24 protein-coding genes and 1 pseudogene are annotated in these 25,985 nt (G+C 72.0%); 21 read left to right on the top strand and 4 right to left on the bottom strand.

Features of this window, described 5'->3' with window-relative positions:
* Positions 1-453: 453 nt before the first annotated feature.
* The 15 genes from EKD16_RS19130 to EKD16_RS19060 all read left to right on the top strand — a co-directional run bounded on the left by EKD16_RS19130 (position 454) and on the right by EKD16_RS19060 (position 16,920).
* A complete protein-coding gene (locus EKD16_RS19130; protein ID WP_131099759.1) occupies positions 454-1,761 on the top strand; it encodes an ammonium transporter in 1,308 nt (435 codons plus the stop codon).
* A gap of 433 nt (positions 1,762-2,194) precedes the next feature.
* Complete coding sequence (locus EKD16_RS19125; protein ID WP_131099756.1) at positions 2,195-3,412, top strand: LolA-like protein; 1,218 nt, start codon at positions 2,195-2,197, stop codon at positions 3,410-3,412.
* Between the two features lie 100 nt (positions 3,413-3,512).
* Positions 3,513-5,102 carry a signal recognition particle protein gene (ffh, locus tag EKD16_RS19120; protein ID WP_131099753.1) on the top strand — a complete coding sequence of 530 codons (1,590 nt, stop codon included), beginning with the start codon at positions 3,513-3,515 and terminating at the stop codon, positions 5,100-5,102.
* A gap of 303 nt (positions 5,103-5,405) precedes the next feature.
* Positions 5,406-5,879 carry a 30S ribosomal protein S16 gene (gene rpsP / locus EKD16_RS19115; protein WP_131099750.1) on the top strand — a complete coding sequence of 158 codons (474 nt, stop codon included), beginning with the start codon at positions 5,406-5,408 and terminating at the stop codon, positions 5,877-5,879.
* A gap of 1 nt (position 5,880) precedes the next feature.
* Positions 5,881-6,123, top strand: coding sequence for an RNA-binding protein (locus EKD16_RS19110; protein ID WP_131099747.1), 243 nt, complete (start codon positions 5,881-5,883; stop codon positions 6,121-6,123).
* A gap of 144 nt (positions 6,124-6,267) precedes the next feature.
* The gene (rimM, locus tag EKD16_RS19105; protein ID WP_131099744.1) at positions 6,268-6,783 is read left to right on the top strand and encodes a ribosome maturation factor RimM; all 516 of its coding nucleotides are present in this window, start codon (positions 6,268-6,270) and stop codon (positions 6,781-6,783) included.
* A gap of 92 nt (positions 6,784-6,875) precedes the next feature.
* Positions 6,876-7,658: a tRNA (guanosine(37)-N1)-methyltransferase TrmD gene (gene trmD / locus EKD16_RS19100; RefSeq protein WP_131099741.1), complete on the top strand. Its 783-nt coding sequence runs from the start codon at positions 6,876-6,878 to the stop codon at positions 7,656-7,658.
* Positions 7,659-7,923: 265 nt separating this feature from the next.
* Positions 7,924-8,268, top strand: a complete 345-nt coding sequence (gene rplS / locus EKD16_RS19095) for a 50S ribosomal protein L19 (protein WP_131099738.1) — start codon at positions 7,924-7,926, stop codon at positions 8,266-8,268.
* Positions 8,269-8,547: 279 nt separating this feature from the next.
* Positions 8,548-9,510, top strand: coding sequence for a signal peptidase I (gene lepB / locus EKD16_RS19090; protein WP_131099735.1), 963 nt, complete (start codon positions 8,548-8,550; stop codon positions 9,508-9,510).
* 111 nt (positions 9,511-9,621) lie between these two features.
* On the top strand, positions 9,622-9,945 hold the full coding sequence (locus tag EKD16_RS19085) for a DUF2469 domain-containing protein (RefSeq protein ID WP_131099733.1): 324 nt from the start codon (positions 9,622-9,624) through the stop codon (positions 9,943-9,945).
* A 219-nt stretch (positions 9,946-10,164) separates the two neighbouring features.
* The gene (locus EKD16_RS19080; RefSeq protein ID WP_131099731.1) at positions 10,165-10,602 is read left to right on the top strand and encodes a YraN family protein; all 438 of its coding nucleotides are present in this window, start codon (positions 10,165-10,167) and stop codon (positions 10,600-10,602) included.
* Positions 10,602-12,149 (top strand): YifB family Mg chelatase-like AAA ATPase, encoded by a 1,548-nt coding sequence (locus tag EKD16_RS19075; protein ID WP_131099729.1) that lies wholly within the window; start codon positions 10,602-10,604, stop codon positions 12,147-12,149. The genes EKD16_RS19080 and EKD16_RS19075 overlap by 1 nt, the downstream gene beginning before the upstream one ends.
* A 609-nt stretch (positions 12,150-12,758) precedes the next feature.
* A complete protein-coding gene (gene dprA / locus EKD16_RS19070; protein ID WP_131099727.1) occupies positions 12,759-14,039 on the top strand; it encodes a DNA-processing protein DprA in 1,281 nt (426 codons plus the stop codon).
* Positions 14,040-15,682: 1,643 nt separating this feature from the next.
* Positions 15,683-16,015 carry a RidA family protein gene (locus tag EKD16_RS19065; RefSeq protein WP_131099724.1) on the top strand — a complete coding sequence of 111 codons (333 nt, stop codon included), beginning with the start codon at positions 15,683-15,685 and terminating at the stop codon, positions 16,013-16,015.
* Positions 16,012-16,920 carry a tyrosine recombinase XerC gene (locus tag EKD16_RS19060; protein WP_131099722.1) on the top strand — a complete coding sequence of 303 codons (909 nt, stop codon included), beginning with the start codon at positions 16,012-16,014 and terminating at the stop codon, positions 16,918-16,920. The genes EKD16_RS19065 and EKD16_RS19060 overlap by 4 nt, the downstream gene beginning before the upstream one ends.
* Before the next feature lie 154 nt (positions 16,921-17,074).
* Here the strand turns inward: EKD16_RS19060 and EKD16_RS19055 are convergent.
* Positions 17,075-17,488: pseudogene (locus tag EKD16_RS19055) on the bottom strand (peptidoglycan DD-metalloendopeptidase family protein); the annotation flags it as partial.
* A gap of 361 nt (positions 17,489-17,849) precedes the next feature.
* On the opposite strand from EKD16_RS19055, the gene rpsB reads away from it, so the two are divergent.
* From rpsB to EKD16_RS19030, 5 genes are all read left to right on the top strand, one after another.
* Positions 17,850-18,797 (top strand): 30S ribosomal protein S2, encoded by a 948-nt coding sequence (rpsB, locus tag EKD16_RS19050; RefSeq protein ID WP_131099721.1) that lies wholly within the window; start codon positions 17,850-17,852, stop codon positions 18,795-18,797.
* 120 nt (positions 18,798-18,917) lie between these two features.
* On the top strand, positions 18,918-19,754 hold the full coding sequence (gene tsf, locus EKD16_RS19045) for a translation elongation factor Ts (protein ID WP_131099720.1): 837 nt from the start codon (positions 18,918-18,920) through the stop codon (positions 19,752-19,754).
* A 179-nt stretch (positions 19,755-19,933) separates the two neighbouring features.
* A complete protein-coding gene (gene pyrH, locus EKD16_RS19040) occupies positions 19,934-20,659 on the top strand; it encodes a UMP kinase (protein WP_242677459.1) in 726 nt (241 codons plus the stop codon).
* A 58-nt stretch (positions 20,660-20,717) separates the two neighbouring features.
* On the top strand, positions 20,718-21,275 hold the full coding sequence (gene frr / locus EKD16_RS19035) for a ribosome recycling factor (protein ID WP_131099716.1): 558 nt from the start codon (positions 20,718-20,720) through the stop codon (positions 21,273-21,275).
* 14 nt (positions 21,276-21,289) lie between these two features.
* The gene (locus EKD16_RS19030) at positions 21,290-22,345 is read left to right on the top strand and encodes a phosphatidate cytidylyltransferase (RefSeq protein WP_394347350.1); all 1,056 of its coding nucleotides are present in this window, start codon (positions 21,290-21,292) and stop codon (positions 22,343-22,345) included.
* Positions 22,346-22,381: 36 nt separating this feature from the next.
* On the opposite strand, the gene EKD16_RS19025 is transcribed toward EKD16_RS19030, so the two are convergent.
* Entirely contained in the window at positions 22,382-23,650 is a 1,269-nt protein-coding gene (locus EKD16_RS19025) for an MFS transporter (RefSeq protein WP_131099714.1), read from the bottom strand.
* Positions 23,647-24,225 (bottom strand): helix-turn-helix domain-containing protein, encoded by a 579-nt coding sequence (locus tag EKD16_RS19020; RefSeq protein WP_131099712.1) that lies wholly within the window; start codon positions 24,223-24,225, stop codon positions 23,647-23,649. The genes EKD16_RS19025 and EKD16_RS19020 overlap by 4 nt, the downstream gene beginning before the upstream one ends.
* Positions 24,226-24,373: 148 nt before the next feature.
* Here EKD16_RS19020 and EKD16_RS19015 point away from each other — a divergent pair, with 148 nt between their 5' ends.
* Complete coding sequence (locus tag EKD16_RS19015) at positions 24,374-24,640, top strand: hypothetical protein (protein WP_131099710.1); 267 nt, start codon at positions 24,374-24,376, stop codon at positions 24,638-24,640.
* 44 nt (positions 24,641-24,684) lie between these two features.
* On the opposite strand, the gene EKD16_RS19010 is transcribed toward EKD16_RS19015, so the two are convergent.
* A complete protein-coding gene (locus tag EKD16_RS19010; RefSeq protein WP_131099708.1) occupies positions 24,685-25,770 on the bottom strand; it encodes a suppressor of fused domain protein in 1,086 nt (361 codons plus the stop codon).
* Positions 25,771-25,985 lie beyond the last annotated feature (215 nt).

The following is a 25,985-nucleotide window of genomic DNA, read 5'->3' as shown; positions in this document are numbered from 1 at the left end:
TCGTGGTCCACAGGGGTGCGGCTCGCCGTCCGGGACGGCGCCGTCAGCCCCTCTGCGGCGGCCGCGGGCGGGTCCCGCGGGCTCTCTTCGGCCTTCAACATCGCTCGCTCTTCGCGTGGGTTCGGGCGGATAAGTGTCCGCACCCCAGACTCTCCCCGATCCGAACCGCGTTCAGCCGGTGTCTAGCGCATTCTTAACGGCGCAGCGCGCCCCGATCGCGCCGCATGTCACCGCAACGGCGCCCGACTACCGCCGTGGCCTGTTCCTTCACCGCCCCGTAACACGTCGGGCGATCTCTTTACGCCGGTGCAACGTGCCTGGCGACGTGCAGAAACACGCGGGACCCAAGGTTGCGGTCGTGGTGGTCTTCGCCGAGCCCGACGACGTGCTCGCCGATCCGTCCCTCGGACGAACGACGTCGAATCCCCCGCCCGATCTATGGAGGCGACACGAATGGAAGGCATCGACAGCGGCACCACGGCGTGGCTGCTGATCTCCTCCGCGCTGGTGATGCTGATGACCCCGGGCCTGGCCTTCTTCTACGGAGGGATGTCCCGGGCCAAGAGCGTGCTGAACATGATGCTGATGAGCTTCGCGAGTATCGCGGTCGTCAGCGTCCTGTGGGTCCTCATCGGCTATTCACTGGCCTACGACACGGCCGGCCCCTTCGTCGGCGGTTTCGGCTACCTCGGTGTCACCGGACTCATCAGCGACGTCGACGGGGGCATCCCGGTCCTGCTCGACGTCGCTTTCCAGATGATGTTCGCGGTCATCACAGTCGCGCTCATCAGCGGCGCCATAGCAGACAGGGCCAAGTTCGGAGCCTGGCTGCTCTTCGTCCCGGTCTGGTCGGTGCTGGTGTACTCCCCGGTCGCCTACTGGGTGTGGGGTGACGGCTGGATCGGCGGCCTGGAGATCGGCGGCTACAACGTCGTCGACTTCGCCGGCGGTACCGCCGTGCACATCAACGCCGGCGCCGCCGCCCTCGCGCTGACCTTCGTGCTGGGCCGCCGCAAGGGCTTCGGGTCCGAGTCGATGCGGCCGCACAACCTTCCGTTCGTGCTGCTGGGCGCGGCCCTGCTGTGGTTCGGCTGGTTCGGCTTCAACGCAGGCTCGGCCTACGCCGCCGACGGCGTCGCCGCCCTGGCGCTGATCAACACCCAGGTCGCCACCGCCGCCGCCACCGGCGCCTGGATGCTGGTCGAGCGGATCCGCTACGGCAAGGCCACTGCGCTGGGCTTCGCGTCCGGCGCCGTCGCCGGCCTCGTCGCCATTACCCCGGCCGCGGCCGATCTGACCCCGTTGGGCTCCATAGCGCTGGGCCTGGTGTCCGGCGGTGTCTGCGCCTACGCGATCAGCTGGAAGTACAAGTTCAAGTACGACGACGCGTTGGACGTGGTCGGCATCCACATGGTCGGCGGCATCATCGGCTCGCTGCTGATCGGCCTGTTGGCCGCCTCCTCGGCCGGCGGGTCCGCCGGCCTGCTCTACGGCGGCTCCTTCGGCCTGCTCGCGGTCCAGGCGATCGGCGTGGTCGGCGTCCTCGTCTACTCCTTCGTGGTCACCTTCGTCATCGCCAAGATCATCGACCTGGTCATGGGCTTCCGGATCCCCGAGCACGTCGAGACCAACGGCCTCGACGCCGAGCTGCACTCGGAGACCGCTTACGCCTTCGACGAGCTGGACGAGCTCGAAGGCGCCGAGTCCTCCTCGCCGACGCCTCCGGGCGAGGAGGTGGTCTCACAGCAGGCCCGGCCCTGAGCCCGGCTCAATGTAGAGGCGGTCGGCCGAGCCAGACGATGCCGTGAGGCGAAAACCGGGCCGGCGGGGAACGTTCCCCGCCGGCCCGGGCGCATGTGCGGGGGTGTCCTCCGTCACGGCCGGCGGGATCGACGCACGCACGGGTAGGAGCCCTCCGCCCCCGCGACACGGGGGTCGCGGCCGGGACCGGCCAGGAATCCCGCAGCCGAACGCGGCCCGGCTCCGCTTCCCGGGCCCGCGGTGTTGGGTACGCTTATGCGTCAACGGAGAGGGCGACCGACACCCGCCGCGGCCCCTGCCCGACTTCCGCGCGGTCCGGCCCCTTCCTTACGGACGCGCCCGGTGCCGCGGTTCGAGCGGCCCGCGCGTCGGTTCCACCCAGTCGAATTCCGCAGACCCATGTGCACCCCATGACAGGGGGCAGGAGGCAAAGATGTCGCCGGTCCAACCCTTCTCACGCCGATCGGGCGGGCCCTTGGTGTTCGCCGCAGCGGCGGCCGCTGTCGTGATCGGCGCGTCCGGCTGCACCATCGACCTCAGCGAGTTCCGCCCGGGCGGCGGCGAGGAGCCCTCGCCCTCCCCCACACCGGTCAAGGCGCCGCCGCTGCTGGAGTCGGCGCTGGAGACCCTGCGCTCCCAGCCCGCCGTCACCGTGCAGGGGCAGATCTCCCCGTCGCAGAGCAGCACGGTCAGCGACATCTCGCTCACCACCACCCGCGCCGGTGCGGCGAGCGGCACGATGCAGGTGAACGAAGCCGAAGCCCAGGTCATGCAGGCCGACGACCGGATCTTCGTGAACGCCTCGGACGCCTACTGGCTGGACCGGGACATCGTCAACCCCGACACCGGCAGCTACGCCGACACCTGGACACGCGTGACCGGCGAACAGGTCGGCGTCGACCCGGCCGCCATGCTGGCGCCGGCGCAGCTTGCCGACATCATCGCCGGAATGGCCCCCGACACCGGCCGAGCCCGGCTGGAGAACCTCGACGGCACCACGGCCTACCGTGTCGACCTCCAGGGCGGCGAGCAGAACCGGGTGTGGATCGGCGAGGAATCCGGCGAACTGCTGCGCGCCGAGATCGAACAGCTGGCCCCGAAGGGCGCGGACTCCGGCCCGCGCAGCCGGCTGAACTTCAGCGTCCCCGAGTCGTCGGAGGTCCAGACCCTCTACGATGATGTGCTGGCCGTCGCCCAGGACGAGCTGAAGAATTCGCCCGATGCGCGTATGGCGGTGGCCTGGAAGGGCCAGCTCGACCTGAGCTGCGAGACCGGCGGCGCGTGCAGCGTCAGCGGCACCGTGCAGGACGAGTCCGGCAGCGGCGGGGACATGAGCGTCCTGGTGCGTATGGACGCCAACGTGAAGAACGACGAGCTCGGCTCGAAGAAGTGCGACGACTCCGCCTCGCTGGAGGCGGGCGGCAGCGTCGAGCTCTCCTGCGGGGTGGACTTCGCCCTCGCCCCGAGCACGTCGCCGCAGACCTACCAGATGAGCGGCGACGCGCGGCTCTCCACGCAGGCGCTCAGCGGCGACGCCCGCGAGGAGCTGGTCTCGGCCATCGAGGAGCAGCGCGACGCCGCCGCCTCCGGGGCGTCGCCCTCGGCGCCGGCCTCGGAGTCCCCCTCGGCCGCGCAGTCTGCCGGAAACTGACGGCCGGGGCGGTGAGAACGGGTTCCCTCCAGGGCGCGCGCGGCGCGTCCCGGCAGGTAATCTAGGAAGCCAATCCCGAGACGAAGGACTGGCCACACTCGTGTTCGAGACGCTTTCCGACCGGCTGACCTCGGTCTTCACCTCTCTGCGCGGCAAGGGGCGGTTGTCTGAGGAGGACATCGACGCGACCGCGCGGGAGATCCGTCTCGCGCTGCTGGAGGCCGATGTCGCGCTGCCCGTCGTCCGCGCCTTCATCGCGCAGGTCAAGGAGCGGGCCCGGGGAGCCGAGGTCTCCAAGGCGCTGAATCCGGCGCAGCAGGTCATCAAGATCGTCAACGAGGAGCTCGTGGAGATCCTCGGTGGCGAGACCCGTGAGATCCGATTCGCCAAGAAGCCGCCGACGGTCATCATGCTCGCCGGCCTGCAGGGTTCGGGTAAGACCACCCTGGCGGGCAAGCTGGGGCGGTGGCTGGCCGGTGAGCGGAACACTCCGCTGCTGGTGGCAGCCGACCTCCAGCGCCCCAACGCCGTCACCCAGCTGCAGGTGGTGGGGGAGCGCGCCGGGGTGCCGGTGTTCGCTCCCGAGCCGGGCAACGGGGTGGGCGACCCCGTCGAGGTGGCGCGGACCTCCATCGAGCAGGCCGAGCGCAACAACCACAACGTGGTCGTCATCGACACCGCCGGCCGGCTCGGCGTCGACAGCGAGATGATGCAGCAGGCCGCAGACATCCGCGACGCGGTCAGTCCCGACGAGATCCTCTTCGTCGTCGACGCGATGATCGGCCAGGACGCCGTGAACACCGCGCAGGCGTTCCTGGACGGAGTCGGCTACGACGCCGTGGCCCTGACCAAGCTCGACGGCGACGCCCGCGGCGGCGCCGCGCTGTCCATCCGGCACGTCACCGGCCGGCCGATCATGTTCGCCTCCACCGGCGAGAAGCTCGAGGACTTCGACCTCTTCCATCCCGACCGGATGGCCTCGCGCATCCTCGACATGGGGGACGTCCTCACCCTCATCGAGCAGGCGCAGCGCACGTTCGAAGAGGACGAGGTCGCCCAGATGGCCAGCACGCTGGCCTCGGAGGACGACTTCACCCTCGACGACTTCCTGCAGCAGATGGGCATGCTGCGGCGGATGGGTCCGATCAGCAACCTGCTCGGCATGATGCCGGGCATGGGGCAGATGAAGGACCAGATCAGCAACGTCGACGAGACGGACCTCGACCGCATCACGGCCATCATCCGCTCGATGACACCGGCCGAGCGCGGCAACCCCAAGATCATCAACGGGTCCCGACGGCTGCGCATCGCCAACGGTTCGGGCACCGAGGTCAGCGACGTCAACGGCCTGGTCACCCGGTTCTTCGAGGCGCAGAAGATGATGCGCCAGATGAAGAACAGCGGCATGCCCGGAATGCCGGGGATGCCCGGTGGCGGGGGCGGCGGAAACCGCAAGAAGGCCAAGGCGCAGGCGAAGAAGGCCGGCAAGAAGGGCAAGCAGCGCAGCGGCAACCCGCTCAAGGCCAAGCAGCAGGAGGCCGAGCGCGAAGCCGAACGCCAGCGGCGCCGCGAGGACGGCGGGGACCAGCAGCAGCTTCCGCCCGGGCTGGGCGGCGGCCAGCAGCTGCCTCCAGGGCTGGGGGGCGGCTCGATGCCCGACCTGTCGAACTTCAAGCTGCCCAAGCAGTAGCCGGCGTCGACACGCGCCGCGCGCCGCTAGGGCGTCCGGTGGTGTATACGCGGTACGCGCGCTCGGCGGGATCGGCCTCCCGCCGAGGTGAGACGGCTCTCACCGGCTCCCGACCTGCCGAGGACCTCCGGATTGCGCGTTGCGTCCTCCGGGATCTGGCACAATAGGTGGTTGACTAACGGTGTGATGGGCCGGCCCTCTAACTAGCCCGGGCACCTAACGTCCCCGCCTGGTGACGCCGCCGCATCCCCACGCGGCGGGTGATCCCGGGCAATCGCATCGCAACTGGGAGATACCACACCCGTGGCTGTCAAGATCAAGCTCAAGCGTATGGGGAAGATCCGTACGCCGCAGTACCGCATCGTCGTCGCCGACGCCCGCACCAAGCGCGATGGCCAGTCCATCGAGGAGATCGGGACCTACCACCCGAAGGAAGAGCCGAGCTTCATCAAGCTGGACTCGGAGCGGGCGCAGCACTGGCTGTCTGTGGGGGCGCAGCCCACCGTCCCGGTCAAGAACCTGCTGAAGCTGACCGGTGACTGGCAGCGCTTCAAGGGGCTGCCCGAGCCGGCTCCGCTGAAGGTCGCCGAGCCGCGCGACAAGGAGGCCGAGGAGGCCGCCTTCCAGAACGTGCTCAAGGAGCTCGTCCTGCCGGACAACGAATCCACCGCCAAGGGCGGTGGCAAGTCCAGGAAGTCCTCCGGCTCGGAGAAGAAGGCCGAGAAGACCGAGAACACCGGCGAAGACACCACCACGGAGCCCGAGGGCGAGGCCTGACGTGCTGGAAGAGGCGCTAGAGCACCTGGTTCGGGGCATCGTCGCCAACTCCGACGACGTCCAGGTCAGAGCCCGCAGGCTCCGCAAGGGCAAGGTGCTCGAAGTCCGGGTCCATCCCGACGACCTCGGGAAGGTCATCGGCCGCAACGGGCGCACCGCCAAGGCGCTGCGTACCGTCGTCGGCTCCCTGGCGGGCGGGCGCTACGTCCGCGTCGACCTGCTGGACCTGAACGAAGTGCGCTGAGCGCTGCTCCCGGCCCGCTGCCGCGCGTCCGTATCCGCGGGCGCCGCCGCGGCGGGCCGGGACACCGCGCCGCTGCCGAGGCGCGGCGCGGTTCCGTCGTGCGCGCAGGACTCCTGCCGCGCGCCCCAGAACCGCAGGAGGACGATGCGTCTCGTTGTCGGCCGGATCGGCCGCGCCCACGGGATCCGCGGCGACGTCGCGGTCGACGTGCGCACCGACGATCCCGGTTCGCGCTTCGCGCCCGGCGTTCTCCTGCAGACCGACCCCGGCACAGCCGGACCCCTCACCGTGGCGTCGGTACGCAGGCACTCGGGCCGCCTGCTGGTCCGTTTCGAGGGCGTCCGCGACCGTACGGCCGCCGAGGAGCTACGCGGGACGACCCTGCTGGTCGACTCGGCCGATGTGCCTCCCCTCGCCGACCCCGACGAGTTCCACGACCACGAGCTCATCGGGTTACAGGCCGAGACCGCCGACGGCTCCGCGGTGGGCACCGTCGCCGACGTGCTGCACAACGCCCAGGACGTACTGGTGATCACCGGCGGCGCCGGTACCGAGATCCTGGTGCCCTTCGTCCGCGACCTGGTACCCGAGGTCGATACCGCGGCCGGCCGCCTGGTGATCGATCCGCCGCCCGGGCTGCTGGAGCTCGGGCGCGAGTAACGGCCCGCCGCCTCGGCGCACGGCACCCCCGCCAATCGACACCGAACCGAAAGGCCGCGGGCCCGAGCGCCGCCGAGACGACCCGCACAACTATGCGCATCGACATCATCACCATCTTCCCCGACTACTTCGTGCCGCTGGAGCTGTCGCTCATCGGCAAGGCGCGGGAGGCGGGCATCCTCGACGTCCGGCTGCACGACCTGCGGTCCTGGACCCACGACCGGCACAACACCGTCGACGACACCCCCTACGGCGGCGGTCCCGGCATGGTCATGAAGCCCGAGCCCTGGGGCGAGGCGCTCGACGCGGTGACGGCGGACGACCCCGCGCCTGCGCGGTTGATCCTGCCCACACCCAGCGGCACCCCGTTCACCCAGGAGCACGCCAAGCGCCTGTCGCAGCAGCCGCGGCTGGTGTTCGCCTGCGGCCGCTACGAGGGCATCGACGCCCGCGTCGCCGCCGACGCCGCGGAGCGGATGCCGGTGGAGGAGCTCAGTATCGGCGACTACGTGCTCGCGGGCGGTGAGGCGGCCACGCTGGTCGTCGTGGAGACGGTCTCGCGGCTGCTACCCGGCGTCCTGGGCAACGCCGAGTCCGCCGTGCAGGACTCCTTCGCGTCCGGCGCCATGGAGAACCTCCTCGAAGGGCCCGTCTACACCAAGCCGGCGCGCTGGCGCGACCAGGAGGTCCCGCCGGTGCTGCTGTCGGGGGACCACGGTGCGGTGGACCGCTGGCGCCGCCACGAGGCGCTGCGCAAGACCGCCCGCAACCGGCCGGAGCTGCTGCGGGAACTGGCCGCGCAGCGGTTGGAGAGTATGGACCGGCGCGATCGGGAGCTGGTCGAGCAGCTGCTTGCGGATTCCGGGCCCGAGTGACCGGCGGCCGCGCACGCGGCGGCCGTCCTGCGCAGGGGCGGGCAGCGGCGGCCGGGTGGCGGGCTCGGTTACAGACCGGGTCTCAACGTGTGGCAGACTAGGGGAGTTGCCCCTGTCGTCGCGCGTTGCTCGCATGCCGCCGTTCGACCGGCTCGCGGCCGCACAAGCCCGGCGCAGGCGCACCGATACGACCCCAGCAGCAGATCCGCCCGCGCGAACCGCACTGTCCGTCGCCGCGGCGCGCAATCGATGAGGAACCGCTGAGATGCACACCGCTATTCAGGAAATTGAGAAGGCTCAACTGCGCTCGGACATTCCTGATTTCCGCCCGGGCGACACGCTGAACGTGCACGTGCGCGTCACCGAGGGCACGCGTTCGCGTGTCCAGGTCTTCAAGGGCGCCGTGATCCGGCGCCAGGGAGCCGCCAACCGCGAGACGTTCACCGTCCGCAAGATCAGCTACGGCGTCGGTGTGGAGCGCACCTTCCCCGTGCACACCCCGGTCATCGAGAAGATCGAGATCGTCGCCCGCGGCCGCGTGCGCCGGGCGAAGCTTTACTACCTGCGCCACCTGCGTGGCAAGGCCGCCCGCATCCCCGAGCGCCGCTGATACCACCGCCGCTCCGAGCCGAACTCGCTCCGCTTGTTCCGGCTGTGCCGTTCCCGACACGCAGCGCCGCGCTCGGATAGGCTTCGGAGTCGATGACCATTCAAGGATCGGCCTTCGGCGCGGCGCCCGGTACCACCGGTCGTGTCGGCGGTCCCCGATCCGGCGATTCTGGCTCCCCTGCGCGGCCGCGCAGGGGAGCCAGAATCATGTCGGGGCGGGGCGAGTATGCAGGCCGGTAGCGCCGGTGGTGCGGGCGAGGCAGCCGAGAGCGGGGGTTCGATGAACGCCAAGAAGGAGAACACGGACGAGAAGGCGGAGAAGTCGGGTTCGTTCTGGAAGGAACTCCCGCTCCTGATCGTCATCGCGCTGGTCTTGGCGTTCGTCATCCGCACGTGGGTCGCCCAGCCTTTCTACATCCCCTCCGGGTCGATGGAGAACACGCTGCTCGTCGGTGACCGCGTGCTGGTCAACAAGCTCGTGTACCAGGTCCGCGAGATCCAGCGGGGCGACGTCATTGTGTTCAACGGCGGCGGCTCGTGGGACGAGGGCCCGAGTCCGGTGCCGGTCGAGGAGTCCGGCAACATCGTCGGGCAGGGATTCAGCTGGGTGGCTGAGCAGTTCGGGGCCGCGCCCAGCGGGCGGGACTACATCAAGCGCGTCATCGGGGTTCCGGGTGACACCGTGGAGTGCTGCGACGCCCAGAACCGGGTGCTGGTCAACGACGAACCGCTCAACGAGCCCTACCTGTATCCGGGCAGCATCGAGACCCATCTGGAGTTCGGGCCGGTGACGGTCCCCGAGGGGCGGCTGTGGCTGATGGGCGACCACCGGATCAGCTCCAAGGACTCGCGACGGCACCAGAACGAGCCGGGCGGCGGCTCCGTCCCCATCGACCATGTGGTCGGGCGCGCCTCCCTGGTCGTGTGGCCGGTGGATCGCTGGTCGACGCTGCCCACTCCGGAGACGTTCGAGGAACTGGAGGAAGGCGGCTCGAAGCAGGCCGGGGGCGACGGCGGCGAAGCCTCTGGCACCGGCGGGGCGGCAGGCGCCCCCGCGGGGTCCGTCGAGGCGTCGGCTGCGCTGCCGTTCGTGCTCGGAGCGGCCGGCGCCGTACCGGTCCGCGAAGCCGGGCGCCGGGCCCTGGCCAAAGCCCGCGGCGGCCGAGCCCGCGGACCCGCGGCGCGAGGAGCGTGCGGCCGGATGCGCCGAACGCGCTCCGGGCGGTTGACACGTGGCGCATGATGGTTCCTGTAGTCGATCGACGAACCCGCGGGACCTTCCTTCCCGCGAGACCCCAGTGGCGAAGGGGGCCGGGCCGCTCAACCGGGACTGCACGACGAAAGCGAGCGCGAAATGAGTTCTGAGGACCTGGAGAAGTACGAGGCCGAGATGGAGCTGCAGCTCTATCGCGAGTATCGGGACGTCGTCGGCCTCTTCAGCTACGTGGTCGAGACCGAACGCCGGTTCTACCTCACCAACCACGTGGATCTGCAGCCGCGCAGCACCGAGAACGGCGAGATGTACTTCGAGGTCACGATGGAGGACGCCTGGGTCTGGGACATGTACCGCCCGGCCAGGTTCGTCCGCAACGTGCGCGTGGTGACGTTCAAGGACGTCAACGTCGAGGAGATCACCAAGTCCGACCTAGAGGTCCCGGCCACGGGCAAACCGCAGTAGTCGCTGCACTTTCCGCCTGAGAGGGCGGAAAGCCCCGACTTCCCGCCGCCGGGCGGCCCCCGATCGCGCCGCCCGGCGGTTTCGTGTGTTCGGGGCACTCACCGTTCACCCGGTGGCGCGGGCATTCCCCCGGAGAACGGCCTGTGACCGGCCGCGGCGGTTGTCCACAGTCGGCGAATCCGCGTGGAAGGGCGGACGCGGACTCTGCACGCTGAAGGTATGAGCTCCTTGCGCCGCTCCCTCCCGCCCCTGCCCCGACACGACCGCGTGAAGGCCCCTCCCGCCGCTCCGGCGCGCCCCGCGGAGCACAGAACGGCGCTGGGCAGGCGCGGAGAGGAGGTGGCCTCGGCGTATCTGGAGCGCCGCGGGCTGCGCATCCTCGCCCGCAACTGGCGCTGTTCCGAGGGTGAGATCGACATCGTTGCGGGCCAGGGGCCCGACGTCATCGTCGCCGAAGTCAAGACCCGCACCGGCCTGCGGTTCGGCTCGCCGCTGGAGGCGGTCACCGAGCCGAAGCGGCGGCGGCTGCGCCGACTGGCCCGACTGTGGGCAGCCGCGCACCGCGCCGGGCGCCGGCGGATTCGGGTGGACGTCGTCTGCGTACTCGTGCTGCCCGGCGACCGGGTGTTCGTGCGGCACCACCCGGGGGTGGCGTGATGGCGCTCGCCCGCACCCGTTCCATGGCCCTCGTCGGCGTCGACGGCCACATCATCGAGGTCGAGGCCCACCTGGGCGACGGCCCGCCCGGGTTGACCCTGGTGGGTCTGCCCGACACCGCTCTGCGCGAGGCTCGCGACCGCATCCGGGCCGCGGTGGTCAACTCCGGCGAACACTGGCCCGAGGGGCACATAACGGTCAGCCTTTCTCCAGCGAGTCTGCCCAAGCGCGGCAGCGGATTCGACCTCGCCATCGCGGCCGCCGTCCTGGCCGCCGAAGGCGCAGCTCCGGGGATGCCGCTGCACAGTGCGGTCGTGCTGGCGGAGTTGGGCCTCGACGGCCGCACCCGCCCGGTGAGCGGCGTGCTGCCCGCCGTCCTGGCCGGTGTCCGCTGCGGGCATACCACCTTCGTCGTCGCCCGCGGCAACGCAGAGGAGGCCGCCCTGGTGCCCGGCATCAAGGTCGTGGCGGTCTCGTCGCTGGGCGAGCTGCTGGCGCGGCTGCGCGGCGAACCGGTAACCGAGCCCCCGCCCGGCGACGACGATTCGGAGCCGCAGCGGGACGCGGGTGCGGACGCCGACTCCGCTGCAGAGCGCTGCCCCGATCTCGCCGACGTGCTCGGACAGCCCGTGGCCCGCCGGGCGGTGGAGATCGCGGCGGCCGGAGGTCACCACCTGATGATGGTCGGCCCGCCGGGCACCGGCAAAAGCCTGCTGGCCGAACGCCTGCCCACCGTCCTGCCGCGGCTCACCGCGGAGGAGTCCATCGAAGTCACCGCGGTCCACTCGGTGGCCGGGGCGCTGCCGAAACGCTCACCGCTGATCACCGCTCCGCCGTTCTGCGCGCCCCACCACACGGCCACCCGCGCCGCCATCGTCGGGGGCGGCAGCACCCGGCTGCGGCCGGGCTGCGTCTCCCTGGCCCACCGCGGTGCGCTCTTCCTCGACGAGGCGCCGGAGTTCGCCCGCGGGGTGCTCGACTCGCTGCGCCAACCGCTGGAGAGCGGCGAAGTCGTCGTCGCGCGCTCGGCAGCCACAGTGTGCTTCCCCGCGCGGTTCCTGCTCGTTCTGGCCGCCAACCCTTGCCCCTGCGGCAAGTCCGGCAACGCCTGCACCTGCTCGTCGACCCAGCGCCGCCGCTACCTGTCCCGCCTCTCCGGCCCCCTTGTGGACCGCGTCGACCTCAAAGTCGAACTGCAACCCGTCGCCCATGCCGAACTGTTCGCCGACCGCGGCTACGCGGAGTCTTCGGCGACCGTCGCCCAGCGGGTCGCGCGGGCCCGCGAACGCGCCGCCGCACGCCTGGCGGGCACACCTTGGACCACGAACGCCTCCATCCCGGGCGCGGAGCTGCGCCGACACTTCCCGGTCGCCCCCGCTGCGCTGCGCCTTCTGGCCACGGCCGTGGAACGCGGCGAGATCAGCGCCCGCGGTCTCGACCGTGCGCTCCGCGTCTCCTGGACCCTCGCCGACCTCGCCGACCGCCCCGAACCCGCCGCGGAGGACACCGCCTATGCCTATGCCCTGTGGACCGGGCGTGCCCAGTGAGCCCGCCCGGCTGAAGCCGTCAGACTGGCGGCCGTACGCGCCGCGGCCGCCGGACGTCTTCATCCTGGAAGAAGGGAATCCTTTTTACGGCCCGGGGCGTCCGCCGCGCCGCCGGAGCTGCCGCCGGGGCTGCCGGGCCGCCGCAGAGGGCCGCGTGCGCCGAGCGCCGAATCCGAAACGTTTCGTCTCGCGCCCCGTCGCCGCCGTCTCCGCGTGGCGGCGCCGAACGGTTCCCGGAGGGTTCTGCGAGACCGACCGCCCCGGCACATCGGCGACGCGCGCGACTCCGCGCACAACAGCCACGGAAAGAAGGAACGGGACCCTTGCCCCGGAAACGGACCGTGGCGCCGATGCCCGTGCACGAGCGGAGCCGCAAGCCGAGCCTCGGCCGCCGGACCGAGGGCGGCCTGTTCGATGACGACTTCTTCCGGCGCAGCTGCGGACACGACGGCTCGTACGGCCGTCCGTCGCCGCCCGAGAGCTCATGCGATCCCCAACCGGCCTCGCGATTGCGTTCGGACGCGCCGGGACCCCGCTTTTCCCAGCCTGCGAAGGGAGGAAGACGGCGCCGTCCCCGGAACCGGTCCGGTTGCGGTCGCCGTCGCCACCATGAACGGTTCCACCGGCTCCGTCGCCGACGACCGCGACCCCTCCGGATCGCCCGAGCAGGGCGCTCCACCGCCCGCGCGGCCTGTTCCCCGGCCGCCGGACCGGGCGGACGAACCGCCGGGCTCCGACGACGCCACGGCTCGGGCGTGCTTGACCACCGTGGCCGACCCCGGCGACCCCGCCGCCGGGGCGCTGCTCGACGAGTACGGTGCCGCCGCGCTGTGGGAGACGCTGTGCGGTGGAGGAACGCTGCAGGCGCCGCCGGGTGTCCGTGCGGACGGCTTCGCCCGGCGGGCGGGGCGCTGGCGGGAGCGGGCGGCGCGGCTCGACGTCGACGCCCTGCTGGCGGCCACCGCCGAGCTGGGCAGCCGGCTCGTCGTTCCGGGCGATCCGGGCTGGCCCACTCAACTCGATCAGCTCCGGGAGCGCCGCCCCTACGCCCTCTGGGTGCGCGGGTCGCACGACCTGCGACACGCGTGCCTGCGCTCGGTCGCCGTGGTGGGTGCCCGCGCCGCGACGGCCTACGGCCGCCACGTCGCCGCCGACCTCGCGTGGGGCCTAGGGCAGCGTTCGTGGGCGGTGGTCTCCGGCGGCGCCTACGGCGTCGACTCCGCCGCCCACCGCGGTGGACTCGCGGCGTCGGCCCCCGCCGTGGCCGTTCTCGCCTGCGGGCTGGACCAGATCTACCCGCGTGGCAACGAGAACCTGTTCACCGACATCGCCGCGCACGGAGTCCTGGTGAGCGAGCACCCGCCAGGCGCGTCGCCCTCCAGGCACGGTTTCCTGGTACGCAACCGGATCATCGCCGCCCTCACGCCCGGGACCGTGGTCGTCGAAGCCGGTCTGCGCAGCGGAGCCCTGAACACGGCGCGGCACGCAGAGGAGTTGCACCGCGCGGTCATGGCGGTACCGGGCCCGATCACCTCGGCGTTGTCGGCGGGCTGCCACCGGCTGCTGCGCGACGGCGGCGCCGTCTGCGTCACCGGCACCGGCGACGTCGTCGAGCAGGTCGGCCGGATCGGCGCCGATCTGCGCCCCGAGGACGGCACCGCGCTCGACCGCGGCGCCTTGGACGATTCCGCCCGGCGGGTACTCGACAGCATCCCCGACCGCGCCTGTGTCGGTACAGCCGCCGTCGCCGCGGCCTGCGACCTCGACCTCGACACCGCGCTCAGCCGCCTGGGCCTCCTGGCAGCCGCCGGTTTCATCGAGCGCGGAGCCTCGGGGTGGCGCACGCGCAGCGGCACGAGTACTACCCGATCCGCGGAGAAGCCTCCGTGATGCGCCGGTGCGCACTCGGTCGGCCGCCTTCGCGATGGGGAACGCCCTTGTCCGAGTGAGTCCGATGCCGTCGGTGTTCGCAGGCGGTCGGTCGCGCGCCCGAGGCTGGGGGCGGGTCGCCCGACGAGGGGCGGCGACGACGCCGCGGGGTGGCGCCTGCGAGGGTCGGTTCGGGTGCTCGCCGGTGGCTCATCCGACGAGGCGGCGAGGGCGGCGTGGGGGCCGGGCCCGCGGACGTCGGTTCGGGTGCTCGCCGGTGGCGGCGCTCGGCGGAGGCGGCTCGGCTCTGCTGTGCGCCCTTGTCGGTCTGCCGGGTGGCGGGTGATCTTGACCGAGAAGCGGCGGCGACGGTGGCGGGTGGTTGGCCCTGAGCCCAACGGGCCGGGTGCCCGCCGGGGGCCGCCACCGGCGAAGCGGCCTCGGTCTGCTGGGCGGCCTTGTCGGTCTGCCGGGTGGAATGGGTGGTCCTGTAGGGAAAAGCGGCGCCGAGGACGGCGCAGGGTTCGGCCCGCGGTCGTCGGTTCCGGTGCTCACCGGTGGCGGCGCCCGACGAGAGCGGCGACGACGCCGGCGGGGCCGGGTCTGCGGTAGTCGGGGCGGCGGTCACCGGCCCCGGCCGCGGGTGGTCGAGGCCCGGAGGGCCGCCGCCCGGTTACCGGTGAGGGCGCGACGCGGGGCTCTCGGCGGCGGTCATGCGGCCGGGTCGGGGCCACGAGATGCACGTACGTGCGGCGGCACCCGCCTCGGTGCCGCCCCGAGGCGCCAGCTTGGCAACGTCATTCCGCGATACGAAAGAAAATGGGGTGTTCTGTCCACCAATGCCCGAGTCCCCGGCGGGCCACCATCCGCACTGTGGCGGCGAGGGCGCACGAGGCGCGCCGAATGGCGCGAAAACACCCCCGACGTCAACTTTTCGTGCACCTCGTGGCCGCCGCGTCCGCCGAGGCCGCCCGCAAAACGGGCATAGGCCCCCAAAATTCCACTCCATCGGGGGTGGGGCCCCCGTCGGCCGCGCCCGGGCGCCACGAGCGACGTGTCGTCGCCCCCCGGCCCCCGATCCGGCGCCACCGGGCCGTGCGGGCACCCGCGACCGCGCCCCGCCGCGCTGCCTCCACCCTGTGCGGGCCCGGCAGGGGACACGGCGACACCCAGCCGGCCCGCCGGCGCCGGTAGGTCCCCTATGCCGGTCCATCCGGCGATGATCGCGAACTTATGGCCGCGGAATACGCCTTCCTGCGACCATAAGTTCGCGATAGACAGACTCGGCGGGACCGGTGCCACCTATTGCGGGGTTTCGACCAACCCGCGGGCCGGAATCCGGCGGAAACCGCGCAATAGATGCGCCGACCGGCCCGCCGCGGCCCAACGCCGCCCCGCCACGCACCGCCACCGGCGGGCACCCGGTGCGACGACCGCAGGCCCGGCCACCCGCCGCTCTCGGCGCCGCTTTTCTGCAAGACCGCCCTCCACCCGGCAGACCCGCAAGGCCGCCCAGCGGACCTGCGCCGCCTTCGGCCATCGACGACGCTCGACCCACTCATCTGGCGGAAAACCGATTCCGATCGGCTTGCACCCGGCCGGCCGGCTGTTCCAGGCTCGGTGCTGTCGGGGTATCACAGGTGTGGGAACGACAGGAGGGGCCGATGGTGCAGAGGTACAGCGATGCCGTCGCGGCCAACGGGCTGCTCGCCGACGGCGACTCGGCGCTCCGGGCGCGGCAGGTATCCCGCGACATCGACGCCGCGCTCGCCCGGCACGGGGCCGATTCCCGCCACCCGGTCGAGGCCGCCTACTACCTGCGCCGTATGGCGGATTCGGGCGCTCTGCGCCGGGCCACCGGCGGGCACCCGGTGCACGAGCCACGCCCGGCGAGCACGCTCGTCGAGGTGAGCGGGCTGGTGGCCCCGCGTTTCCCGATCGAGGTAGCCGCCACCGCCCGGCTGCCGCGCGGACACGGCCCCGCGGAGTCCGAGTGAGCGCGGATCCGCCCGAGAGGCGGTCACTGCTGGAGGACCTGCGCGGCCACCTCGCCACCGACCGGTCGCCGCACACCGTGCGCGCCTACCTCGGCGACGCCCGCTCGCTGCTGGACTACCTGGACGAGACCGGGTGTGGTGTCGGCGGACTCGACATCGCCGCGCTGCGCGGCTGGCTCGCCCGCATGCGCGACCGCGGAGCCGGGCGCTCCACCATGGCGCGGCGGGTCGCCGCCGCCCGGGTGGTCACCGCCTTCCTGCACCGCACGGGCCGCATCGGCCACGACCCCGGTCCGCAGTTGTCGGCGCCGAGCCCGCACCGGGCGCTGCCTGCTGTCCTCAGCGAGCAGGAGACCACCCGAGCGCTCGGGACCGCGGAGTCCTCCCCGGACGCCGGCGGCGCCGCGCCGCTACTGCGCTCGCGAGCGGTGGTCGAGGTCCTCTACGCCACCGGTATCCGCGTGGCCGAACTGTGCGGGCTCGATGTCGACGACATCGATCGGGACCGCCGCACCCTGCGCGTGTACGGCAAGGGCGGCAAGGAGCGCGTGGTGCCGGTGGGTGCTCCGGCCCTGGAGGCTGTGGGCGCCTGGCTGCTTGAGGGCCGCCCCCGGATGGCGGTCCCCGCGAGCGGCCCCGCGCTGTTCCTCGGTGCGCGGGGTGGTCGGCTCGGCACTCGTTCGGCGCGCCGCGACGTACACTCCTACCTGCGCTCCCACGGCACCGACGCCGCTCCGCACGCCCTCCGCCACAGCGCGGCCACCCACCTCCTCGACGGAGGGGCCGACCTGCGCAGCGTCCAGGAGATCCTCGGCCACGCGTCGCTGTCGAGCACCCAGATCTACACCCACGTCTCGATCGAACGCCTGACGCGCACCTACAACCGGGCGCATCCGCGGGCGTGACCAGCCTGCCACCGGCGGCGCGGCGGTGTGCGCGGCCGCTGCGGGGCGCCGGCTGCGGCAGCAGGCGCACCGACCCCGTCCCCAGCAGTACGAGGGGGTCCAGGTAGCGGCCGTCGTGGCGCAGTCCCCAGTGCAGACAGGGCACCCCCGGGCAGTGCGCGGCATCGGCGGCGACCGCCGCGATCACCTCGCCCGCCTCGACCCGTCGCCCCGGCCGGGTGCGCGGGACGACCGGCAGGTAGGTCGTTCGCAGGGCGCCGTGGACGACACTGACCACGCCCGTGCCGCCCACGGTCCCGGCGAAGGCCACCCGCCCGCCTCCGGCGGCGCGGACCTCGGTGCCGGGTGCGGCCGCGAAGTCGACACCGCGGTGGCCGGGCAGCCAGCGCTGCGGCGGGGGGTCGAAGGGCCGCAGCAGCCGCAGGTCGCCGTCAAGCGGCGGATGCCAGCGCCCGTGCCCGCTCTGCGCGGCGGCGGGCTGCTCGGCGAGGGCCGGCGCGAGGGCGAGCACCAGCAGCGGAGGCACGAGAGCGATGGAGAGGATGCGGCGGCGGCAGGGAGGCGTCATGTGTCCAGCTTGGCGGCCTGTCGATGCCGCGGCCAGCTGCGATCGGGATCCTGTGGACGGGCGCCGCCGGCCGGTTCGGTCGATCGGTGCTCGCCCCGGCCTTCCCGGCGCCCGTCGGCGGCGGAAACCGGCCCTCGGCGGTTCTTGACACCGGCGGGCGGCCGTCGATAGGCGCCGACGCGTCGCCAGGGCGGCTAGAATTCCATCAGGCTCGACACGAGCCGACCAATACGCACGCCTCCGTGCCTTCCAAGCAGGGGACCGCTCTCACGGTCCGTGCCGCCGCGGCGGCACGGCGGAGCGGCCGGGGCGTCAGGAACAACCGGGGCGGGGATGCCCGCCGTACTAGGAGGACCGAGTCATGGCCACAGTCGTGACCATCCGGCAGCTGCTGGAAAGCGGTGTGCACTTCGGGCACCAGACGCGGCGCTGGAACCCGAAGATGAAGCGCTTCATCTTCACCGAGCGCAACGGCATCTACATCATCGACCTGCAGAAGTCGCTGGCCTACATCGACCGCGCCTACGAGTTCGTCAAGGAGACGGTGGCCCACGGCGGCACCATCCTCTTCGTCGGAACCAAGAAGCAGGCGCAGGAGGCCATCGACGAGCAGGCCCGCCGCGTCGGGATGCCGTTCGTCAACCAGCGCTGGCTGGGCGGCATGCTCACCAACTTCTCCACCGTGCACAAGCGGCTGCAGCGCCTCAAGGAGCTTGAGGAGATCGACTTCGACGACGTCGCCGCCTCGGGCCTCACCAAGAAGGAGCTGCTCGGGCTGCGCCGTGAGAAGGAGAAGCTGGAGCGCACCCTCGGCGGTATCCGCGACATGTCCCGCGTGCCCAGCGCAGTGTGGATCGTGGACACCAAGAAGGAGCACATCGCGATCAGCGAGGCCCGCAAGCTGAACATCCCGGTCGTCGCGATCCTGGACACCAACTGCGACCCCGACGAGGTCGACTACCCGATCCCGGGCAACGACGACGCCATCCGCAGCGTCAGCCTGCTCACCCGCGTCGTCGCGGACTCCGTCGCCGACGGTCTGCTCGCCCGCTCGGGCGCTTCGGCCCCGGCGGGGACCGAGAAGTCCGGCGAGGAGCCGCTGGCCGAGTGGGAGCGCGAGCTGCTGGAGAAGGGCGAGACCGCCGCCGAGGCGCCGTCCGCCCAGCCTGGCACGGAGCCCGGGGCAGAGGCCCCCGCAGCCGCCGAGGCGGCCCCGGTGGCGGCCGAAGCGCCCGTGGCCGAGGCCCCTGCGGCCGAGGCGCCCGCGCCCGAGGCCGAGGCCGAGGCCGAGGGCTCGAAGGAAGCCTGACGTCCGATCGCCGGCCCCCCGCACCGACACCCGGCGCGGGGGGCCTGCCCGGGCCGGGTGCGGCGGTCCGGGCGCCCCAGTGAGACAGTCGACCCACACCTACGGGATTTGAGTACAGCCATGGCGAACTACACCGCCGCTGACGTGAAGAAGCTCCGCGACATGACCGGCGCGGGCATGATGGACTGCAAGAAGGCGCTGGAGGACAGCGACGGCGACTTCGACAAGGCCGTCGAGTTCCTGCGGATCAAGGGCGCCAAGTCCGTCAGCAAGCGCGCCGAGCGCACCACAGACAACGGGCTCGTCGCGCTCAAGCAGGACAGCGACAACTCCGCCGTGCTCGTCGAGCTGGGCTGCGAGACCGACTTCGTCGCCAAGAACGAGCAGTTCCAGCAGCTCGCCGCCGACATCGCCGTGCTCGTCGCCGCCGGCGACATCGACGAGCTCGGTGCTGTGGCCAACAGCGAGTTCTCCGACGGAAAGACCGTGCAGACGGTCATCGAGGAGCGCAGCGCCGTCATCGGCGAGAAGCTGGAGCTGCGCCGCGTCGCGAAGTACGACGGCGCCTATGTGGCCACCTACCTGCACAAGTCCGACCCCGACCTGCCGCCGACCATGGGCGTGCTCGTCGAGCTGGACAAGGCCGAGGCCGAGGTGGGCAAGGACATCGCCCAGCAGATCGCCGCGCTCGCGCCGGGCTTCGTGAGCAAGGACGACGTGCCCGAGGAGACCGTCGCCGCCGAGCGCCGCATCGCCGAGGCCACCGCTCGCGAGGAGGGCAAGCCGGAGCAGGCGCTGCCGAAGATCATCGACGGCCGGGTGAACGGCTTCTTCAAGGACGCCACCCTGCTCGCCCAGCCTTTCGTCAAGGACAACAAGAAGACGGTCCAGCAGATCGTCGACGAAGCCGGTGTCACCGTGCGCCGCTTCGTGCGCTTCAAGGTCGGCCAGTCCTAGTCGTTTGACATGATGGAGGTGTCGGGGTGCACACCACCCCGGCACCTTCGGTGGATCAGGCGGGGCTCGGCTCGGCACAGGTTCGGCCGCCCCGCACCGCATAACCACTCGGGGGAACCAGAAGGAGGCCGAGCGCCGTGTCGGAGACCGAAGGCCATACCGCCGCGGAGGTCCCAGCCATGCACGACTCCGGCTGGGGGCGTGTCGTACTGAAACTGTCCGGCGAGGCGTTCGCGGGCGGTGAGGACCTCGGTATCGACGCCGGCGTCGTCGAGTACCTCGCCGAGTCGATCGCCTCCGCCGTCGCCGAGGGGATCGAGGTCGCCGTGGTGGTCGGCGGCGGCAACATGTTCCGCGGCTCCGCCATGTCCGAACGCGGTATGGAGCGCGGCCGGGCCGACTACATGGGGATGCTGGGCACGGTCATCAACTGCCTGGCGCTGCAGGACTTCCTGGAGCGCCAGGGGGTCGAGACCCGGGTCCAGACCTCCATCCACATGAGCCAGGTCGCCGAGGCCTACATTCCGCGCCGCGCGGTCCGCCACCTGCAGAAGGGCCGCGTCGTCATCTTCGGCGCGGGCCTGGGCGCGCCTTTCTTCTCCACCGATACCACGGCCGCTCAGCGGGCGCTGGAGATCGGTGCCAAGGCCGTCCTCAAGGGGACCCAGGTCGACGGGGTCTACGACTCCGATCCGCACCGCAACCCCAGCGCGGTCAAGTTCGACCGCCTGGACTACAACGAGGTGCTCACCCGCGGCCTGAAGGTCATGGACGCCACCGCGGTCAGTCTGTGCATGGACAACGGCCTGCCCATCGTGGTCTTCGACCTGATGGCCGAGGGGAACATCGTCCGCGCCGTGCGGGGCGAGAAGATGGGCACCATAGTCTGCCCGGCCGACCACTGACACGGCGCCGGCCTCCGACAGCCCGACAGATGGACTGAAGCGACACACGGGAGCCCCAATGACCGAAGAGACCCTCCTCGAAGCCGAGGAGAAGATGGAGAAGGCGGTCGTGGTCGCCAAGGAGGACTTCGCCGCGATCCGCACGGGCCGACCCGGTCCGGCGACGTTCAACAAGATCACGGCCGAGTACTACGGCACCCAGACCCCGATCAACCAACTCGCGTCGTTCTCGGTTCCCGAACCGCGCATGGTCGTCGTGTCTCCGTTCGACAAGTCGTCGATGCAGGCGATCGAGAAGGCCATCCGGGACAGCGACCTGGGCGTGAACCCCGCCAACGACGGCAACGTCATCCGGGTGGCCTTCCCGGATCTGACCGAGGAGCGCCGCAGGGAGTACATCAAGGTGGTGCGGAGCAAGGCCGAGGACGGCCGGGTGTCCATCCGCAACATCCGGCGCCACGCCAAGGACTCGTTCGACAAGGCCGTCAAGGCCGGCGAGATCGGCGAGGACGAGGGCCACCGTGCGCAGGAGGAGCTGGAGGAGATCACGCACAAGTACGTCGCGGAGATCGACGAGCTGCTCAAGCACAAGGAATCCGAGCTGCTCGAGGTCTAGCGCCCGTGACGTTCATTGAGCCCGGATCCGAGCAGGACGACGGTCGCGGCAGGTTCGACCCGCCGTCCTTGGGGCCCGACACGGAAGACGCCGGGCCTGGCGAGGACGCCGGCGCCGCGGGGCGCCGACCCCGCGGCGGCGCGTGGCCCGACGGGCCGGTGCCGCCGCCCGACGGCGCCTCGCAAAGCGGGGATGCGGACGGCGGCGACACCGACGAGAGCGCGCGGCAGCGCTTCGTGCTGCACAAGCCCGACGGCGAGCCCGTGCGTACCGGACGCAACCTGCCGGTGGCCATCGCCAGCGGCGTTGCGCTCGGCGCGCTCGTCCTGCTGTCCATCTATCCCTTCTCGGCCGGGTTCGTGGCCATCACCTCGGCTGCGACACTGATCTGCCTGCGCGAGCTGAACCGCGGCCTGGCCGTGCGCGGCGGGCGGCTCGCGCTGTGGCCGCTGGCCGTGGGCGGCGTCGCGATGCAGGTCTGCGCCTATTTCGGCGGAGCCCAGTGGCTGGCGGGCGCCACCGCGCTGACGGCCATCGCCGCGCTGTCGTGGCGGTTGCGCGACGGCGCCGAAGGCTACGTGCGCGACGCCGGCGGCAACCTGTTCACACTGATCTACGTCCCGTTCCTGCTGGGCACCTGGCTGCTGCTGATCGCGTCTCCGGGCGACGGCCAGGAGCGGCTGATCGCGTTCATCGTGGTGACCATCAGCAGCGACATCGGCGGCTACTTCGCCGGCATCCTGATGGGCCGGCACAAGATGGCCCCGGTTATCAGCCCGAACAAGACCTGGGAGGGCTTCGGGGGATCGGTGCTGGCCTGCATGCTGGCGGGCGCGCTCACGGTGTCGCTGATGCTGGACGGCCCCGTGTGGGCGGGTGCGGTGCTGGGCGTGGCGGTGGTGCTGGCCGCCACCGTCGGCGACCTGATCGAGTCGCTGGTCAAGCGGGATCTGGGCATCAAGGACATGGGCCGGTTCATGCCCGGCCACGGCGGCCTGCTGGACCGCGTGGACTCGCTGCTGATCGCCGGGCCGGTCGCCTGGGTGGTGCTGACTCTGCTGGTGCCCTGACCGCGGCGCCGCCCGGCCCGCCTCGGCGGTCCGGTCTCATCTCGCGGTCAGTGTGCGCACCCCGCGAACGCTAAGGGTCGCCAGGCAGGCCAGTCCGATGAGCACGGCGCCGCCCGTGAGCGTGGTCCGGGTGCCCACCAGTGCTGCCAAGGGCCCCGCCAGGGTCTCGCCGATCGGGAGCGCCACGAAGGAGCCCAGCGCGTCGTAGGAGTAGACCCGCGCCAGTTTGTCCGGCGGGATGTTCTGCTGCACCGACACCTCCCAGGCGACGCCGAACTGCTCCAGTGCCACCCCGGTGAGGAACATCGCGGGCAGCAGGAACGGCACCGACGGCGCGTATCCGAGCGTGAGCAGCGGCAGCGCGTCCAGCGCGGTCAGCGACACCCCGAACAGCAGGGCGCGCCGCGGCTGCCACCGCGCCGCCAGCAGCCCGCCGACCACGGCGCCGACGGTCTCCGCGCTGAGGACGACGCCCCACAGGCCGCGTCCGATCGTGGCGTCGGCGACCGCGGGGCCGAGCACCTTCACCCCGCCCGACCAGACCGCGTTGACCACCATGAACTGGAGCACCACGACCCACACCCAGGGGCGCGCGGTGAACTCGGTCCACCCCTCGGCCAGTTCGCGCAGCGGGTGGCCGCGCTCGCCCGCGGACGGTGGTGCGACGCGGACGAAGTGGAACGCGGCGCCCGCTGCGGCGAAGACGGCGGCGGTGAACGCCAGCGCCCACCCAGGTCCCACGAGCCCGACCGCACCGCCGCCTGCCGACATCCCCGCCGCCAGGCCGAGCATCAGCCCCATCCGCGCCACGGCGTTGGCCTGGCGCAGCAGGTGCGGGGGCACCGTCTGCGGCGTCAGGGAGACGGCGGCGGGCAGTCCCACGGCCGCGACCGTGCCGTTGACCACGCTCAGCGCGGCCAGCAGCGGCACCGACGCGACGCCGGTCAGTACGCTCGCGGCGATGGCCGCCTGGGAGGCGGCGGCGAGCCCGCAGGCCCCCTGCAGGATGACCGAGCGCGGCAGCCGGTCGGCCAGGACGCCGCCGAGTAGTGCGAAGACGACCAGCGCCATCGACCGGGCGCCCAGCACGATCCCCAGGTCCACCGGCGAGCCACCGGGCAGGTCGAGCACCGCGAACGCCAGCGCGACGGTGACCAGCGCATTGCCGAAGTACATCAGCGACCGTCCGGCGGCGAGCCCGCGGAAGTCGCGGTAACGCAGCGGCGCGCGGACGCCGTGGTCGGCCGGACCGGTGAGAGTCCCCGCCTCCGCGGCTCCGGGTGGTTCGTCGGGCGGAGCCGTCATCGGACCTCGCCCTCCGGGGCGTCGGCGCCGGGGTCGTTCTCCTCGGCCAGCGCGAACATGACCACGGTGGTGCTGGTCGGGATGGTGCCGGGGGTGTGGGCAGGGCGGGCCGCCTCGTGCAGGCGCGCGCCGAGTGCGGAGAAGTCGTCGCGCAGCCGGCGCCATTCCTCGGGCGCCATCCACAGTTCGGCGTCTGTCAGGTGCACGGGCTCGCCGGTTCGCCCGTGCGCCGCGCGGCGTTGGAGCTCCGCGGCCAGGGCAGCGGCCACCTGTCTGTGGTCCGCTCCGTCGGCTCTCGGCCCCGCGCCGAGGGCGACCGGTCCGCTATCGGGGACATGGCGGTAGCGCCGCGCCCGCCCGCCGGAAACCGCCACCTCCTCGGCGACCTCAAGCAGGCCGCCCTTGTGCAGCCGCCGCAGGTGGTAGCTGACGTTGGCCTGGGTCTCGCCCAGTTCGCGGGCGGCCTCGGCAGCGCTCATCGCCTGGGCCGTCAGCAGCGACAGCAGCCGCAGCCGTAGGGGATGGGCGAGCAGTCGCAGGCCGGCGAGGTCGCCTTCTTCGGAGTCGGATTGCACGAGCGACGACTTTAGGAGGTTCCTTGGGACCCGTCAAAGAGTTCTTTGGCGCTAAGCGGGGTCCGTCGTGACCCTTGATTGCGCCGAGTGGCCGCCCCCGCCGCCGCTGCCCTGGCAGTCTGGGGGCAGGACGACACGAGGGGAGCTCATGGAATCCTGGCCGCCGCGCGACACCTTGGGCCGGATCCTGATGGATCTGGCCGGGCTGAAGATCATCGACTACCACAGCACCGAGGAGACGCCGGAGGGCCGCGTCCACCGCGTCACCACCGCACACGGATACGAGGTGGCGCTGAGCGACGCCGACGTCGCCCCCTTCGCCCTGGGTGCGGGGGCGGCCGAGTTCAACCAGACGCACACCTACAACGCCGTCTCCGATCTGATCGACGAGGTCGTCTCCCAGCGCTGGCCGTAGGGCACGTCCTTCGGCGCCTTCGTGCCCGGCACCGGCCACCCCCGTCAGCCCAGGATCCAGCTGCGCCCTTCGGCCGCCAGCTTGCCGATGAGAGTGGCGGAGTCGTGCTCCTTGGCGAACAGGTGCTCGGGCCGGGTGATCGGGACGATCCACAGCCAGGTGACCGGGTCGCCGTGGAAGGTCAGCCCGGAGGTGTCCGGCGGCAGCTCGCCCGAGGGGCCGGCCAGCGGCGCGGGGTCGGCCACCAGCAGCACCGCGGCGCTGGAGCCGCGCATCGCGGTGTCCTCGCGGTTGTCCAGCCACTTCACGGTGTGCCCGGCGCCGAACCAGGTGACCGCCCGCCAGGGGAAGGCCCCGATCCAGCGGAAGATGCGTGCGGCGACGTGGGCCTGGGTGGTCGTGGCCAGCGCCAACTCGATGCGGGCGTAGGCGGAGGTGTCGGCCATGTAGCGGTCCAGCGTGGGCATCCGCTGCCCGCACATGCCCACCGTGCTCAGCACGGTGTAGGGCCGCTCCTCGGTGGGCGGCCGCTCGGAGACCCGGATCAGCGGCGCGTGGCCGTCGGAGACGTCCCAGTAGTGCCCGGCGGGCCCGACGGTGCGGGTGAGGTGGTTGAAGACCGTCCGCTGTACGCTGCGCCAGGCGTTGGGCGCGGACCGCCAGTCCCAGTACGCCTCGGCGTGCACGACCCGCGGCCACAGCTGCGCGGCCACCGGGTCCAGCGCCCAGGCGTAAGGGGTGCGCCCGATGGCCTCGCGGGCGTAGCCCGGCAGCCCGCTGTCGGCCTCGGCCCAGCCGGGGATGATCGCCAGCAGGCCGTCGTCGTCGAGCAGCGCGACGCCGTCGCCCTCTTCGAACCACACCGCGCGCAGCGCGGACTCGTCGAAGGGCGCCCGCCCCTGCGGGTGCTTGGTCTGCGCGGCGGGCATCAGCGGCGCCTGGCCGCGGTACAGGCCCTCGGGGGCGCTGGTCTCAGGGGCCATCTCGTGGTTGGCCAGCCACACCGGTACGCGGATGGCGCCGCGCGCGTCCAGCAGGTAGGCGGCCGTGGTGCGGGAGTCGTGCTCGACGATGACGCGGCGGCTGCGATAAGGGCTGAACTGGTCGAGGAGGACGCGCGTTCCGGCCACCTGCCCTCCTTGTCGGATGTCGTCGGTTCTCCTGTGTCGGCGGCCGCACCGGTCCGCGAGGGGCACGCGACCGGACTCCGCCGGACGGCGCCCGCGTGAGCGCCGCATAGTATGAACCGTAGTGCCCGACCGGGCGGCACCGGCGGTACTACGGCTTCCGTCGCCAATGGTCGATTAGGCCCCTAAAGTACCGCGCATCGCCGGTCGCGTCTCCG

Origin of the sequence: Streptomonospora litoralis, assembly GCF_004323735.1 — a bacterium.
GTDB lineage: Bacteria > Actinomycetota > Actinomycetes > Streptosporangiales > Streptosporangiaceae > Streptomonospora > Streptomonospora litoralis.
Note: the sequence above shows the minus strand (reverse complement) of the source record. Positions and strands in the feature narration are given on the sequence as shown.